The organism is Mesorhizobium sp. M4B.F.Ca.ET.143.01.1.1 (genome assembly GCF_004792275.1).
Taxonomy (GTDB): Bacteria; Pseudomonadota; Alphaproteobacteria; order Rhizobiales; family Rhizobiaceae; genus Mesorhizobium; species Mesorhizobium abyssinicae.
On sequence record NZ_SRSR01000003.1, the window covers coordinates 311,201 to 327,446 of the forward strand.

Genomic DNA, 16,246 nt, shown 5'->3' on the forward strand with positions numbered 1-16,246 from the left:
CTCAAGGGGGGAGATTGGCTTCGGCGCGGCTCCCGCCTTTCTAAGGTCGAAAATTGGCGAAGGTGGCGAAGCGAATAATCTCCCCCCTTGAGGGGGAGATGGCCGGCAGGCCAGAGAGGGGGGCCTCGCGCCAGACATCCGGCCAAGAAGCGCAATCCGCTGAATCGGTTGCGGCATCCTATTCAACGAAAACCTTCACGCTTGCCGCGCGGCCGGCGGCGTCGATCACGGTGAGCGTCGAATAGCCGGCGCCGTCGGGCAGCCAGGTGGCGGTGCGGCGCCGGTCGATGCCGGACAGCGGCTTGCCGTTGGCCAGCCAGCGGAAGGGCGCGCGGCCGCCCTGCAGCTTCAGCACCAGCGGCGAGGCGTCGGCCGAATTGGCGGCGAGGTCGACGCGCGCGCCGTCGGGCGGAAAGACGATCGTCGGCGCGGGCTCGGCCGGCGTTGCCTGCACCAGCCCGTCCGATCCGGCGCCGAAGCGCGCCAGCGTCACCGGCAACTCGTCGCGTTTCGGGCGGCGGACGCCGGCCGGCTGGCCGGGAAGCGGAACGGTGGCGAGGCCGGAGCGGACGAAGCCCTCGAACAGGATCGGCGCGGCCGAGACGTATCCGGACAGACCAGGCACGGCGCCGGCATCGGCGCGGCCAACCCAGACGCCCAGCACATAGCGGCCGTCGAAACCGACCGACCAGGCGTCGCGGTAGCCATAGGAGGTGCCGGTCTTGTAGGCGATGCCGCGCTGCAAGGCGCCCTCGGGCGGCTTCACGCCCGACAATATGTCGGTGATCTGCCAGTTGGCCTGGTCGTCGAGGATGGTGGCGGTGGTGCGTTCGGCGTTGGCCGGCTCGGTGCCGTCATGCAGCGTGTGCGCCTTGCCGCCATTGGCGAGGCCCGTATAGAGCTGGACGAGATCGCGCAAGGTCACACCGACGCCGCCGAGGCCGATCGCCAGGCCCGGCGCCTCGTTGACCGGCAGCACCGGGTTGACGCCGGCCTGGCGGAAGCGCGCCGTCAGCCTGGCCGGTCCGACCGCGTCGAGCACCCGGATCGCCGGCACGTTGAGCGAGAGCTGCAGCGCCTGCCTGATGCTGACGTCGCCCTGATAGCCCATGTCGAAATTCTTCGGCCGGTAGCCGGCGAAATCCGCCGGGCTGTCCTCGATGATGGTCTCCTGTGCGACCAGGCCCTGCTCGAAGGCGAGCCCGTAGATGAACGGTTTCAGCGTCGACCCCGGCGAGCGGACGATCCTGGTCATGTCGATCCAGCCGGAGCGGCTGGCGTCGAAGAAATCGGCCGAACCGACCTCGCCGAGGATGTCGCCGGTGCGGGCATCGGCCAGCACCATGGCGACGGAAAGTTTCGGGCCGAGCCTGGCGGCGGCTTCCTTCGCCACCTGTTCCAGTCCTTGCTGGACGCTCCTGCGGATGGTGAGTTGCAGCGGCTTGCTCGGCTCGGCCTTGGGCAGCATGGCATAGGCGGCATGCGCGGCCAGCGCCGGCAGTTTGCGGCGCAGGCCGGAGACATCGTCCAGCGCAGCGCGCGCGGCTTCCCGGTCGCCGAGCAGGCCGGCCGAGACCATGCGCGTCAGCACGCGGTCGCGCGCGGCATGCGCGATGTCGAGGTTGCGGTCGGGCCGCCGCTTCTCCGGCAGTTGCGGCAGGGCGACGAGCAAAGCGGCTTCCGAGACCGTCAGCCGCTTCGGCTCCTTGCCGAAATAGGCGAGAGAGGCGGCGCGAACGCCTTCGAGATTGCCACCGTAGGGGGCCAGCGTCAGATAGCGTTCGAGGATCTCGCGTTTGGAAAGTCGCCGCTCGATCTGGATGGCGCGCAGCATCTGCTTGATCTTGGAGCCGAGGCTGCGGCTGTCGCGCGGCTCGATCAGCCGGGCAAGCTGCATCGACAGGGTCGAGCCGCCGGAGACGATGTGGCCGTTGCTGACGAACTGGCCGGCGGCCCGGCATAGGGCCAGCACATCGACACCGTCATGGTCCCAGAAGCGCTTGTCCTCATAGGCGACCAGCATGTCGACGAACTGCTTGTCGACCTGGTCGAGACGGGTTTCGAGCCGCCAGTAGCCGTCGGGCGTGGCGAAGGCGCGCAGCAACTGGCCGTCGCGGTCCTGCACCTCGGTGGAGACTGCCAGTTTTTCTGGCAGCGGCGGCGGATAGGCGCGGTCGAGCTGCCAGAGGGTGGCTGTGGAAAGGGCAACAACGCCGACGCAACAAGCTGCGGCTATGGCGCTGCGTCGCAGGAATTTTCTGGAAAGCATAGCGCCGCCCCTCATTGTCCTGCCGGACATTTCTCCCCGTATAGAAACGGGGAGAAAGGGGCTGTTGCCGTTGGTTTCGCCAATCGCCAACGGTGCGGAATAGGCGGAGAAATTCGCGACAGCCACCTTCTCCCCGTCTCTATACGGGGAGAAGGTGCCGGCAGGCGGATGAGGGGCAGCGCCATCGCCACGTCTATCAAGGCGCTTACGGCGCCTTGACCTCCATCATGCCGCTGGCGGTGCGGGCCGAGTATTGCGGCCGGTACATATCCTCCACCGTTGCTGCCGGATGGGCATAGGTGCCGGGCGTTACCGCGCGCACGACGTAGGCCAGCGTGATGTTGCGGTCGCCGTCGCCATCGTTCGGGTTGAAGGCCGCGACGAAGCGGTCGTCGCGGAACTCTAGATGAGCGGCGTCGGTCTGCGCCAGCCAGGAGAAGTTCGACAGCTGGGCGCTGGACACCAGGCCCGGATTGTCGATCTCGAAGCCGGCCGGCAGCAGGTCGGTGATCAGCAGCCGCGAGGGCCAGCTGTTCTGCTCGTAGACCTTGAGCACGACGACATAGCGTTCGTTCTGCTTGACCTCGGTGACGTTGGCCTCGGTGCCATCGAGCCTGTAGTAGGTGCGATCGATGGTGAAGCCGTCGCCGTCGGCCGGCAGCGTCTCGACCGGCGAGGCCACCGTGGTGACCACCGCCTGCAGCGGCGTCTTGCCGGTGTTGGCGATGGTGAGCGGGCTGTCGGCGATGTCGCTGCCGCTGAAGCGGTCGGAATAGCCGCCGGCATGCGGCGCGCCGTTGACGGAGAGCGTGATGGAATCATTGCCCTCCTTCAGCGCCCGCGCCGCCAGGAGCATCCAGGACTCGTCCTGCGTGCTCGTCCAGCGGGCATCGGCGCGCGCCCTGGCCACCAGCTTGATCAACGCCGGCACAATGGTCGGCACCGGCTTCGATTCGGCGGCCAGCGCCAGGATCGCCGCGCCGTCGCGGAGCGGCGAGCCATAGTCGGAGCGGTAGTAATCGTACTCGGTGGCCCCCTTCGCCAGCCGCAGCGCGGTCTGGAAGGTGGCTTCCGAGCGCTGCGCGTCGCCATAGAGCGCAAGGCTCGCCGCAAGCTGTGCGACGGCCATCGGGCTGGTGAAGGCTTCGAGCTGGGTGTCGGCGTAATAGCGCAGATCGCCGATCGAAGCCTTCTTGTTGCGGGCCAGCACATAGAGCGCGTAGGCGATCTCGCTGCCGCGGTCCTGGACGTCCTGGTCATAGCCGAGCGAGTTCTGCAGGTTGCTCAGCGCCTGGTTCATCGCCAGCGCCGGCACGTCGTATTTCTGCTCGCGCGCCCGGGTCAGGAAGTCGCTGACATAGGCGTCGAGCCAGAGATCGCCGGAGCCGGGACCCCACAGGCCGAAGCTGCCGGCCGAGGCCTGGTAGCTCAGCACCTTGTAGATGGCGTCCTGGATGCGGCCATGCAGGTCCGGATCGCTGGCCATGCCGATGCCCGAAGCCAACTCATTGACATAGAGCAGCGGCAGGGCGCGGCTGGTGGTCTGCTCGGCGCAGCCATAGGGGTAGCGGTCGAGCGTCATAAGCAGCGACGGCACGTCGAAGGCCGCCGCCTGCGAAACGCCGACGCTCACCGAAGCGCCGTCGAGCAGGCTTGCCGCCAGGAGTTCCTTGTCGACGCGCAGGGCGCCGACATTGGGCTTGAGGTCGACCACCAGCCGGGTGGTGACCGGCAGCTGCGCCGGCCGCACCGGCACATAGAGCGTCTGCTCGACCTCGGTGCCGTCGGCATGGGCGAGCTTGACGGTGATCGAGGCGTTGCCGGCGGTTTTGGCAACCAGCGGCACGGTCAGCGTCTGGCGCTTGCCCTGGGCGAGCGTTAGTTTCTCCGGCAGCGGCTTGTCGCCGGTCGACAGGTCGCCTGTCGTGTCGATCGACAGCGCGTAGTCGCCGGCCGGGCCGTCGGTATCGGCGACGTCGAGGCGCATGACGGCGTTGTCGCCGGGCGCCAGGAAGCGCGGCAGGCCGGCGGTGATGACCACCGGATCGCGGACGATGACATCGGCCTGAGCGTGGCCGACCGCTTCCCTGGTCCAGGCAACAGTCATGACGCGCACGGTGCCATTGAACTGCGGGATGTCGAAATCGATCCTGGCCTTGCCGTCGGCGTCGAGTTGGACGGGACCGGAGAAGAAGGCGACCAGCTTTTCGGTCGGCGGGCTGCCCTGCGCCTGCAAGGCGGCGCCGTCGCCGCCGGTGCGCAGCTTGCCGGTGGTGCCGAGCGAGCCGTCGATCAGGCGGCCGTAGAGGTCGCGGATCTCAAGCCCCAGCATGCGCTGGCCGAAGAACCAGTTCTCCGGATCGGGCGCCTTGTAGTTGGTCAGGTTGAGGATGCCGACATCGACGGCGGCAACCATCACATAGGCATTGCTGCCAGGCTGGACGCCCGCCACCGCGACCGGGATCGACAGTTGCTGGCGCGGCATTGCCTTCTCGGGCGGCGTCAAGGTGACGGCGAGCTTCTTCGAGCCCGGGTCGACCGTCAGCCATTTGACGCCGATGGCGCGGGCCGGCATGCGCGTCTCCTGCGCGTCGCCCGGCCGGAACAGCGTCGCCGTGACATAGGCGCCGGCGCCCCAGTCGTCGCCGACCGGGATGTCGACGGTGCCGCCGCCGGCCGGTACGCTTGCGGTAACGGTCTTCAGCAATTTGTCGGCGCCGATGGTGACCAGCAGTTCGCCGGCAAAATGCGGCGAGACCTTGAGCTTGGCCACTTCGCCTGCGGCGTAGGTGTCCTTGTCGAGGGCGACCTCGAGGCCGTCGGGGGTTTCGGTGGTGGTGGAGCTGACATACCAGCCGCCATCGAATTCATAGCTGGTCGCCGGACCCTCGGGATCAGCCGTCTCGACCTCGAGCCGGTAGCGGCCCCAGTCGACCGGCAGCGACACGGTCGCCTCGCCACCGGCGGCAAGATCGACCTGACCGTTGGCCACCGATTTGGTGAAGGTGACCGGCTCGTAATTCCATGAGTTGTTTGAGCGGTACCACTGGTAATTGCGCTCGACCTTTACAAGCGACCACAGCGCGCCCTTCAGCGCCTCGCGCTTGCCGTCGGGGTCGACGGCGATCAGGCTGAACTTCGCCGTGCCGCCCTGCGGCACCTCGTCGTTCTCGAAATCCGGACGGATGCCGATCATGTGGCCCTGCGGGCGGATGCCGATGTTGAGCGAGCGCTCGACGGCGCGGCCGCCGGTTTCGCGCATGCGGACGGTGACCTTGGCGTCGACCAGCTTGGTGGTCGAGGGCAACTGGTCGACGGCGACCGGGAAGGTCGCCTTGCCATCGTCGCCGACCACCGGCAGGCCGGCGAGCGGCGTCACCGAAGGTTCGGCCGACTGCTCGTCGGCGAGGCCGAAGGAATAGCCCTTGAAGCGGTCCCAGTCGCGGGCCGTCGACAGCGTCAATTCGCCTTCGAGCGCCAGTCCGGCGGCCGGCGCGCCATAAAGGAAGCGGCCGTCGACGGTGACGTTGGCGGTTTCGCCCTGCGCGATCTCCTTCTTGTCGGCGGAGAGGTCGAACTCGATGCGATCCGGCACGAAGTCTTCGACCAGGAACATCTGGCTGGCGACGGCGGCCTGCTTGGGATCGGTATGGATCGACACCGTCCAGGTGCCGCGCATGGCGTTTGGCTCGAGCGGCAGGTCGACGGCATGGCCGCCGGCGGAGGCGCCGTCGCTGACGATGCGGCGGTCCTCGACGCCGTCGGGGCGGGTGAAGATGAAGGTCAGCGGCAGGTTCTCGACCGCCTTGGCGGCGCCGTCGCGGGCAAGGGCCGCGACATGCACGTCCTCGCCGACGCGGTAGATGCCGCGCTCGGTCCAGGCATAGACGTCGAGCGCGCCGGGCGCCGGACGTCCGGTGACGCCACGGTCGGACAGGTCGAAGCCGGCCCGGCCCATGTCGAGGAAGACGAAGTCGTTGTCGCCCTGCTTGGCCATCAGCACGGCCGGCACCATGCCGCCTTCGCCGCGCGTCAGGCCGGGGTTGAAGACGGCACGGCCCTCGGCGTCGGTGGTGGCGGTGCCGAGGATCTCGTTGTTGCGCGCGAGCAGCGTCAGTTCGGCGCCGGCGATCGGCTTGGCGCTTCCAAGCGAGCGGGCAAAGACGTTCAGCCCGTCCTGGCCGGTATAGGTGGAGAGCCCAATGTCGGAGACGACGAACCACTGCGTTGCACGCGAATCATACTCGTCGCTGTGGTCGTCGACAGCCTGGGCGGTCAGCACATAGACGCCGGGCTTGCGCTGCGGCAGCGCTTCGTCGACCGGGAAGGAGGTGGTGACCTCCTTGCTGAGGTCGTTGGCGATGTCGAGCTGGCCTTCCCAGACCGGCGAACCCATCTGGTCGGAAATGTTGGAAAGGTCGTAGCCGTCGAGCTGCTTCAGGAACTGGTAGCCGGACAGAAGCTGCGCCAGCGAACGGTCGCCGATGCGGTAAAGCTTCATCTTGGCGGCGTTCATGTTGACGGTGACGACCGGTATGCCGCGGCGCGCGCCCGCCGGCAGCACGAAGCTGTCGCCGGTGAAGCGGGCGGAAGGCGCGCGATCCTGGACATAGATCGACAGCACCACAGGCGCGCTGGTCACCTCGCCGATAGCGGCCGGCAGGCCGGCGCGGAAGGTCACCTCATAGTGCTGGCCATGCTCCAGCCCTTCGACGCAGATCTGCTTGTCCTTGGCTTCAACGCCCTTGGGGGCGGCGTTGTCGACGGTGACGAACTGCGAATAGTCGACACCGGTCTTGACCAGATCCTCGGAGAATTGCGCGCAGATGCGCGGCGCGCTGGTGTCGGCATCGACCGTGTGATCGATGACGCGGAAGCCCTTGCGGGCCTTGAGGTCGGCATAATCGGCCTGCACCGAAGGTGAACTGACCAGCGCGAGGCTCGCTTCATAAGCCTGCAGCGACGGCCGGTAGAGATCGCGGCGGTCGAGACCGGCGCCGAGCAGTGCGAGCGCTTCGGCGCGCGTCTTGGTGGTGCGCAGCAGCTTGTAGGCGTTGAAGGCGGCGGACGTGCCGTTTGTCGGCAAGGTCGACGATTCGGAGGTGTTGGAGGCCGGCTGCACGGCAAGCGTCTCGCGCGCCAGCTCGAGCCAGAGATGGCCGTCATCGGGTAGCACCGTAGCCGCGGCCTCGTATTTCTGCATGGCCAGGCGATGGTCGCCGGTAAGCTGCGCCTGCTCGGCTGCGGCCTGCAGCGCCGCCAGCCCTTCGGTCGGCTTGTCATAGGCCGGATCCGTCAGCTTGTTGCGGTACTGCTGCGCCTGGTCGGCCATCCAGCTGGGGAAAAAAGCCAGTTCCGGCGGTGCGCCGATATCGGGATCGCCATCGACATTGGCGACCTTGCCGGCAATGGCGCCGTTGAAGGGTTTAAGCTGGTTATAGTCGGATTTGAGAAAGCACCATTTGGCCTTGGTGTTGTAGGTGAAGGCCCGGCAGGCGGGGTCGCCGAGACATGTCGTCTTGCATTGGTCGAGGCTGACATTCTGGTCGGACCTGAGGTCGAACCCGAAATAGTCGGAATTGTCCGTCGTCACGATCCGCCGGGCTTCGGCCGCTTGCGCGACGCCGCTGAAGGCGAAAAAGAGAAGGACCAGGAACGAGATACCACGAGCCGCGCGCATTGCCACATCACCCTCCAGACATCGCCAGCGTTCCGGCATGATCAAGCTTCAGTCGAGCTTGTCAACGCCGGAGCTCGGCAGGTTCGCACCCGCCAACGGTTTCCATGCCGGCCAAAGGCCGGTATTTCGACAGAACCTCCATAGGACAGGGGATCACGCAATCTTGCGAAGACGCAAAAGGTGTGAATTCCAAGCCCTGTCTATTTCAGACAATTGGATTGTGGCCCCTTTACGAGCGTTTCAGAACTTCATTCCAATTTTAGTTTTGTCGACTAGGTTGTCTTAATGCCGGCGCATGAAAAGCAGATGTCAGGGGGGATCGCGCCAGGGCGCGGGCTTCCGCGCGCCCTGCTTCTGGCCGCGCTTTGCTCTGCTGTTTTCATTGTCGAATCGCGGCCGGCGACGGCCTTCGAGATATTCGGCATCAAGCTCTGGGGCTCTTCAAGCGACGAAGACGCCGATATTGTCGATCCGCTGCGCTATTCCGTGACCATCGAGGCGCCCGATGCGGACAAGGACCTGGTCAAGAATCTGGAAAATGCCTCGACGCTGAAGGCGGACGAGGAGCGCCCGGTCTCCGGCTCGCTCGGCCTGCTGGCCAAGGCGCGGGCCGACCGCGAGGGGTTGGTCGCCGCCCTCTATGCCGACGCCCGCTACGAAGGCGTCGTCACCATAACCATCGAAGGCAAGCCGCTCGACGACCTGCCGCCCGACGCCGAGTTTAAGGGGCCGCAACCGATCCCGGTGGCCATTTCCATCGTCGCCGGGCCGAAATTCACCCTCGGCAACATCAGGCTCGAAGGTGACGCCGCGGGGCTCGCCAGCGCCGATTTCGGCCTGATCGCCGGCGGCGATGCCGGGTCGGGCGCCGTGCTCAAGGCCGAAGCGCTGATCGTGCGGGCACTCAAGCAGGAGGGGCGGCCGCTGGCGACGATCACGGACCGCCAGATCGTCGCCGAGCACGCCACCTCGACGCTCGACGTGACGCTGACGGTCGCGGCCGGCCCGGTCGCCGGCTATGGCGACACCACGGTCGAGGGCACCGAGAAGGTCGATCGCGACTTCACCGAATACATGACCGGGCTGAAGCGCGGCCGCCAATATTCGCCCGACGAGATCGACGACGCGCGCGACCGGCTGCTCGGGCTGGAAGTGTTCAACAGCGTGACGATGAAGGAAGGCGAAAGCCTCGACGCCGAGGGCAATATCCCGATCAACGTCCAGGTCAGCGAGCGCAAACCGCGTTATTTCGGGCTTGGCGGCACCGTCTCCAACACGGAAGGGCTTGGGTTGGAGGGCTATTGGGGTCACCGCAACCTGTTTGGCCGCGCCGAAAAGCTGCGCATCGAGGGCGCCATCAGCGGCATCGGCAGCAACGATCTCGGCGAGCTCAACTACAATGCCGGCATCATGTTCGAGAAACCGGGCGTGCTCGGGCCGTCATCGAAATTCTTCACTGGCGTGAAGACGGTGTTCGAGCATCCCGACGCCTACGACCATTTCTCGGTCAAGGGCAACATGGGCGTCTCCTATGATCTGGACAAGAAGCAGAGGGTTTCGGCGGAATTCGCCCTCGACTATTCACGGATCACCGACACCTTCGGCAAGCACACCTATCTGATCGCCAGCGTTCCCCTGCAATATGTCTATGACGGCAGGGACAACCGGCTCAACCCGACCAGCGGCTTCCGCGTGCTGGCCTATGCCGAGCCCAGCTACGACCTATTGAACGGCGCGACGTTCCTCAAACTGAAGGGCGAAGGGTCGGCCTATCAGTCGCTCGACACGGCGAGCAAATTCGTTCTCGCCGAACGCGCCACCATCGGTTCCATCGTCGGCACCGGGCTGCAAAACGTTCCGGCCGACCGGCGTTTCTATTCCGGCGGCGGCGGCTCGGTGCGCGGCTATGCCTATCAGGGCATCGGCCCCAAGGACATCGACGGACAGCCGATCGGCGGGCTGTCGTTCTTCGAGACTTCGGTCGAGATGCGCATCGCCGTCACCGACACGATCGGCATCGTGCCGTTCGTCGACGCCGGTACCGTGTCGACGAAGTCGTTTCCGGACTTTTCCGACATGAAGGTCGGCGCCGGCGTCGGCGTGCGCTATCTTACACCGTTCGGGCCGCTGCGTGTCGATGCGGCGGTGCCGCTCAACCGCGGTCCGGGCGACCCGCATTTCGGCATCTATGCCGGCATCGGTCAGGCCTTCTGATGAAGACGTTCCGGCGCATCCTTCGCATTGTTCTCTACACGCTGCTCGTCGTGGTGGCGGCGGTGGTCGGCGCGCTGGTCGTGCTGACCAAGACCGAGCGCGGGCGCGACAATCTCGCGGGCATGATCTCGAATCTGGCGTCGAGCGACGAGCGCAAGGTCACCGTCAGCGGCATAGACGGCATCTGGTCCGGCGCGCTCAGGCTCGACCATGTCGTGGTCGAAGACCGCGGCGGGCCCTGGCTGGTGGCGCGCAAGGTGGCGCTCGACTGGTCGCCGCTGGCGCTTCTGTCGAAGAATTTCAGCGCCGAGCGCCTCGCTGCCGAGCGGATCGAGCTGGCCCGGCTGCCAGTGGCAAGCAATCAGCCGGCGGACAGCGGCACGACATCGCTGCCGGTTTCGATCGACGTGAAGCAGATAGACCTGCCGGAGATCGCGCTGGGCGAGGCGCTGGCCGGCAGCGGCATCGCCGAACTTGCCGCCAAGGGATCCGTCAAGGCCGAAGCCGCGCCGCTCTCGGTCGATACGGTTCTCAACGTCATCCGCCACGACGGCAAGCAAGGCAATGTCGACGCCAAGCTGCATTTCGCTCCCGCCGACAACAAGCTCGACCTCGATCTCAAGGCATCGGAGCCGGCCGGCGGTATCATCGCCAATCTGCTCCAGCTGCCGGGCCAACCGCCGGTCGAGATCGTCGTCTCCGGCACAGGACCGCTGGCCAACTGGAGCGGCATCGGCACGTTCGTCGTCGACGGCCAGATCGTCACCCAGCTCACCGGACGCCACCAGCTCACCGACAAGGGACATATGGTGGAGGCCAAGGGCGACGGCGATTTCGAGCGCTTCCTGCCCGAAAAGCTGAAGCCGTTGTTTGCCGGCAAGACCAGCTTTGATCTTGCCGGCATCGCGACCCCCAGCGGCGGCGTCGACATCGAGCGGGCGGTGGTCGAGAGCGGCTCCGTGCACAGCGCCGCCGCCGGTTCCGTTGATCCCAAGGGCGCCAGCGACCTGTCGGTCGAATTCGCCGCCAAGGGCGAGCCCGTGGTGCTCGACGTCGGCACCAAGGCGCAGCCGGTCACGGTGGCGGTCAGGAACGCCACCGTCCGCGCCTTCGGCGACGGCAAGGCGCCGATGGTCGATATCGGCGCTTCGCTGGTGTCGGTGGCGGCGGGCGGCACACAGCTCAACGATCTCACAGCCGCGATCCATTCCGACGGCTTCGACATAGAGGACCGCAGCGGCCCGATATCCATCAAACTCGCGGCCGGCGGCCTCAAGACCGACGTGGCGACACTGGAGCCGCTGGTGACCGGCAAGCTCGTCGCCGATCTCGCCGGCAAGATCAGCAAGCAGGAGATTTCCCTCGACGAGGGCACATTACGCAGCGATGCGCTGAATGCCTCGCTGACGGCGACGGTTTCGCTCACCGACCTGGCGATGAAGCTGAAGATGAATGCCGACGCGGTGTCGAGCGCGCTGCCGCCGCAGATCCGCTCGGTGCTGGGCGAGCGCGTCACGTTCTCGGCGGCCGCCACCCGCGATCCGCAAGGGGCGTTTGCCGCCAATTCGCTGTCGCTGACCTCCGGCTCGCTCAGCGCCAGCGGCACCGCCAGCGCGCAAGGCTCGGACATCCAGGCCGACGTCAAGGGAACGCTGGGCGACGTCTCGGCGCTGTCTTCGCTGGCCGGCACGCCGCTCGCCGGCGGGATCAATTTCACCCTGACCGCGAGCGGCCCGCGCTTCGCGCCGGACTTTTCGGTCTCGGCCGACAGCGCCAGCCTGACGGCGGCCGGGCGCACGGTGAAGGACGTCAAGCTTTCGGCGAAGGGCAAGGCCGACATCGCCAGCCCCCAGGCCGACATCGCACTTACCGGCGCCGTCGAGGAGCAGGCGCTGGACATAAGGGCGTCGCTGGTGACCAGCGAGGGCAAACGCTCGATCAAGGGGCTCAGCCTGGCGCTCGGCGACAACAAGGTCTCCGGCGACCTTGCGCTGGATGATCATTTGCTGCCGCAAGGAACGCTGACGCTGGCGGTGCCTGACATTGCGCCGCTGGCGGCGCTTGGCGGTCAAACGGTGACCGGCGACATCAATGGCACCATCGTCCTCGCCAAGGAAGGCGAGGCGCCGACCGTCACCATCAATGCCGCCAGTGGCTCGATCGCGCGCGGCGACGTGGCGGCGAAGACGATTACGGTCAACGCGCTGATCGCCAACTATCTCAAGAGCCCGGCGATCTCGGGTACGATCAAGGCCGACAGCGTGACATCGGGGACCACCGTCGTCAGCGGCATCGGCGTCGACCTGAAGCGCGACGGCGACTGGACCAATTTCAGCGGCGGCGCCACGATTGCCGGCATTCCGGCCACCGCCGCCGGCCGGGTCAAGATCGCGAACGGCACCACTAATGTCGAGATCGCCTCGGGCGAAGCCACCGTTCGCGGCATCAAGGCGGCGATCGCCGGACCGTCGAACCTCACCATCGCCAATGGCGTGACCAGCATCGAAAGGCTGGTGCTCGATCTTGGCGGCGGTTCGGTGACGCTTTCCGGCAAGGCTGGCCAGACGCTCGACCTCGCGGCCACGGTCTCGGCGCTGCCGGCCGCCCTTGCCAACGATTTCTCGCCCGGCCTCGACGCCGCGGGCACGCTCGACGGCACGGCCGAAGTCACCGGCCCGGCGGCAAATCCGGACGTCCGCTTCAATGCCAAGTTGACCGGCGGCGAGACCAGCCAGACCCGCCAGGCGGGGCTTGGGCCGCTCAGCCTCAATGCGATGGGAAGCTTCACCACTGCGGGCGGTATCGTCCTCGATCAGGCGATGCTTTCCGGCGAGAAGATTTCCGGCAAGGCTTCCGGCACCATCAATCCGAACGGCGCCAGCGATTTCGCCCTCGACCTTGTCTCGACGGGTCCCAGCCTGCCGCTGTCGTTCGGCAGTGCGGAAAGCCCGATCAAGCTTGGATTGCAGGCGCTGTCCGTGAAGGCGGCCGGGCAGGGCACCCAGCCGAAGCTCGACATCTCGGCCGCGCTGCCTTCGGTCACCACGAATTTCACCAAGTCGGAAGGCATCACGCTGGCGCTGCATTCCGATGCCTTCGATGTTAAGAGCCGCACGGGACCGATTTCCGGCACAGTGACGGTGGAGACGATCGGGCTCGACAATCCGACGGTCGCGCCGCTGATCGCGGGCAAGATCACCGCCAAGGTCGCCGGCACCCTTGCCGCCGACGCGATCACGATCGACAGCGGCTCGGTGCAGGGCGCGGCGCTGGACAGCGCCTTCAACGGCCGCGTGTCGTTCGCCGATGGCGCCATCGACCTCAACCTTAAGGCGGACGCCCTCTCGGCGGCTTTGCCGGCGGCCGCGCGCGGCGTGCTGGCCGAGCGGACGCAGCTCAGCGCCACGCTGAAGCGGGATACCCATGGCGGCGTCACCATCAATCCGGTCAAGCTTGCCTCCGGCGCGTTGACGGCCGACGGGCAAGCCAGCCTCGCCGACAACAAGCTCAGCGCCGACATCAAGGGCGCGCTGGCCGATATCTCGCTGCTGTCGAAGGACGCCAAGGGCGCGATTGCCTTCGCGCTCAATGCGCAAGGGCCAAGCCTGGCGCCGGACCTGTCGTTGACGGTGGACAGCGACCGGCTTTCGGTAGCGGCGCGCGAGATCACCGGGCTGAAGCTGACCGCCACCGGCAAGGCCGATGCCGCCAACCCGGCCGCGAATGTGCAACTGACCGGCAATGTCGCCGGACAGGCACTGCAAGGCAGCGCGGTGCTGGCGACAACCGATGGCAAGAGCGCGATCAACGGGCTGCTCCTTTCGCTCGGCAAGAACAGGATCTCCGGCGACCTCGCGCTTGACGAGGCCTTCGTGCCGGCCGGCACCATCGCGCTCGACCTGCCCGATATCGGCCCGCTGGCGGCGCTGGCGCTGGAAAAGGCCGAAGGCGACGTGCGCGGCACCATCGCCTTCACCAAGACGGCCAACGGCCCCAACGTCACCGTCAAGGCGACGACCGCCGCGATTTCGCGTGGCGACCTCTCGGCCAGGAATGTCGCCATTGACGCGCTGGTCGCCAATTACCTGGCCGCCCCGGTGATCTCCGGCAAGGTCCGCGCCGACAGCGTCACTTCGGGCGGCACCGAGGTCAGCGGCATCAATGTCGACCTGAAGCGCGACGGCGACTGGACCGGCTTTTCCGGCGGCGCCACCGTCAAGGATATTCCGGCCAAGGCCGCCGGGCGGGTGAGGGTGGCGAATGGCACCACGACCATCGAGCTCGCCTCAGGTCAGGCGACCGTGCAAGGCATCAAGGCGGCGATCGCGCAGGCCTCGACGGTCAGTATCGCCAACGGCACGACGAGCCTGGACAGGCTGGTGCTCAATCTCGGCGGCGGCACCGCGACTGTGACCGGCAAGGTCGGACAGGCGCTCGATATCAATGCCGCGCTGGCCAAGGTGCCGGCTTCGCTCGCCAACAGTTTTTCGCGCGGCCTCGATGCTGCAGGTTCCATCTCCGGTACGGTCAAGGTGACCGGCGCGCCGGCCAATCCGTCGGTTGCCTTCAAGATCGACGCCGGCGGCGTGCAGACCGCGCAGACGCGGAGCGCCGGCCTCGGCGGCATGAACATTTCCTCGTCGGGAACGTTCGCCGGCAAGAAACTCACCTTCGACGCCAACATCAGCGACGGCGCAGGGCTTGGCCTGAAGGGCGGCGGCTCGGTGACGACGGCGGGCACGCCGGCGCTGGTGCTCGACTTCTCCGGCAAGGTGCCGTTCTCCTTCCTTGCCGCCAAGCTCGCCGCGCAGGGCCTGTCGCTGAGCGGCACCGCCAACGTCAATGTCCAGGTGCGCGGCCCGGCGACGTCGCCGGTCATCGGCGGCACGGTCAACACGTCGGGCGCCCGGCTGGTCGACGCGCGCTCCGGCCTTGCCGTCAACGATATCGCCGCCGACGTCTCGATCGGCTCCGGCGTGGCCAGGATCAATCGCCTGACCGGCACGCTGTCGACGCGCGGCAGCCTGTCGGCCAGCGGCACGGTCGGCATCAATCCGGCGCAAGGGTTCCCGGCCGATCTTTCGGTCAAGCTCACCGACGGCCGCTACACGGACGGCCGGGTGGTGACCGCCAATCTCGGCGGCGACCTGACCATCAAGGGGCCGCTCGTCTCGGCGCCGGTGGTCGCGGGCACCATCAACCTGGCCAAGACCGTCATCACCGTTCCCGAGAAGCTGCCGGGCTCGCTGGCGGCGCTCAACGTCAAGCACAAGGGCGCGCCGGCCGCGGTGCGCGCACAGGACAAGGCGCTGCGCCCGGCTTCAGCCAGCGGCAGCAGCGGCGGCGGCGGTCTTGCCCTTGACGTCACCGTCAATGCGCCGAACCAGATCTTCATCCAGGGGCGGGGCGTCGACGCCGAGCTTGGCGGCTCGCTCAAGCTGACCGGCCTGGCATCCTCGCCGCATGCGGTCGGCACCTTCACCCTGCAGCGCGGGCGGCTGTCGATCCTCGCCAAGCGGCTGACCTTCACCGAAGGCACGGTCGGCTTCTCCGGTTCGCTGGTGCCTTATCTCAACCTGACGGCGACCACGACGACGAGCAGCGCCACCGTCACCATCGTCGTGTCGGGCGAGGCGACTAACCCGAAATTCACCTTCTCCTCGGTTCCGGCGCTGCCGGAGGACGAGGTGCTGGCGCAGCTGATCTTCGGCCGCTCGATGTCGAACCTGTCGCCGCTGCAGATCGCGCAGCTGGCGGAGGCCGCCGCGCAACTGGCCGGCGTCGGCGGCTCGACCTCGCTGCTCGAGAACCTGCGCAGCGCGATCGGCGTCGACGACCTCGACGTGACCACCGACGAGAAGGGCGGCACCGCCGTCTCGGCCGGCAAATACCTCAACGACCGCACCTATGTGACGATCCAGAAGGGCGACAAGCCGGGTTCCGGCAAGGCGGCGATCGACCTCAATGTCGGGCGCGGCGTCAAGCTGCGTGGCGAGGCCACCGATGCCGGCGAAGCCAAGGGCGGCATCTTCTACGAGCGCGAATACTGAAGCGGGAGCAGGAAGGGCAGCCTTTGGCGCTAT

At 67.1% G+C, this 16,246-nt stretch carries 4 protein-coding genes; 2 read left to right on the forward strand and 2 right to left on the reverse strand.

The window, feature by feature from the left end; translation table 11 throughout:
* Positions 1-178: 178 nt before the first annotated feature.
* Positions 179-2,269, reverse strand: a complete 2,091-nt coding sequence (pbpC, locus tag EN786_RS08895) for a penicillin-binding protein 1C (protein WP_245494830.1) — start codon at positions 2,267-2,269, stop codon at positions 179-181.
* 205 nt (positions 2,270-2,474) lie between these two features.
* Positions 2,475-7,955 carry an alpha-2-macroglobulin family protein gene (locus tag EN786_RS08905; protein WP_135908223.1) on the reverse strand — a complete coding sequence of 1,827 codons (5,481 nt, stop codon included), beginning with the start codon at positions 7,953-7,955 and terminating at the stop codon, positions 2,475-2,477.
* A 279-nt stretch (positions 7,956-8,234) separates the two neighbouring features.
* On the opposite strand from EN786_RS08905, the gene EN786_RS08910 reads away from it, so the two are divergent.
* A complete protein-coding gene (locus EN786_RS08910) occupies positions 8,235-10,163 on the forward strand; it encodes an autotransporter assembly complex family protein (protein ID WP_135908226.1) in 1,929 nt (642 codons plus the stop codon).
* Entirely contained in the window at positions 10,163-16,213 is a 6,051-nt protein-coding gene (locus EN786_RS08915) for a translocation/assembly module TamB domain-containing protein (RefSeq protein WP_135908228.1), read from the forward strand. Before EN786_RS08910 ends, EN786_RS08915 begins: the two co-directional genes overlap by 1 nt.
* Positions 16,214-16,246: the final 33 nt, after the last annotated feature.

What these genes read in the sequence shown, in the direction of transcription:
- pbpC (WP_245494830.1), bottom strand. Translation starts at nt 2,269, where the DNA reads ATGCTTTCCAGAAAATTCCTGCGACGCAGCGCCATAGCCGCAGCTTGT.
- EN786_RS08910 (WP_135908226.1), top strand. Translation starts at nt 8,235, where the DNA reads ATGCCGGCGCATGAAAAGCAGATGTCAGGGGGGATCGCGCCAGGGCGC.
- EN786_RS08915 (WP_135908228.1), top strand. Translation starts at nt 10,163, where the DNA reads ATGAAGACGTTCCGGCGCATCCTTCGCATTGTTCTCTACACGCTGCTC.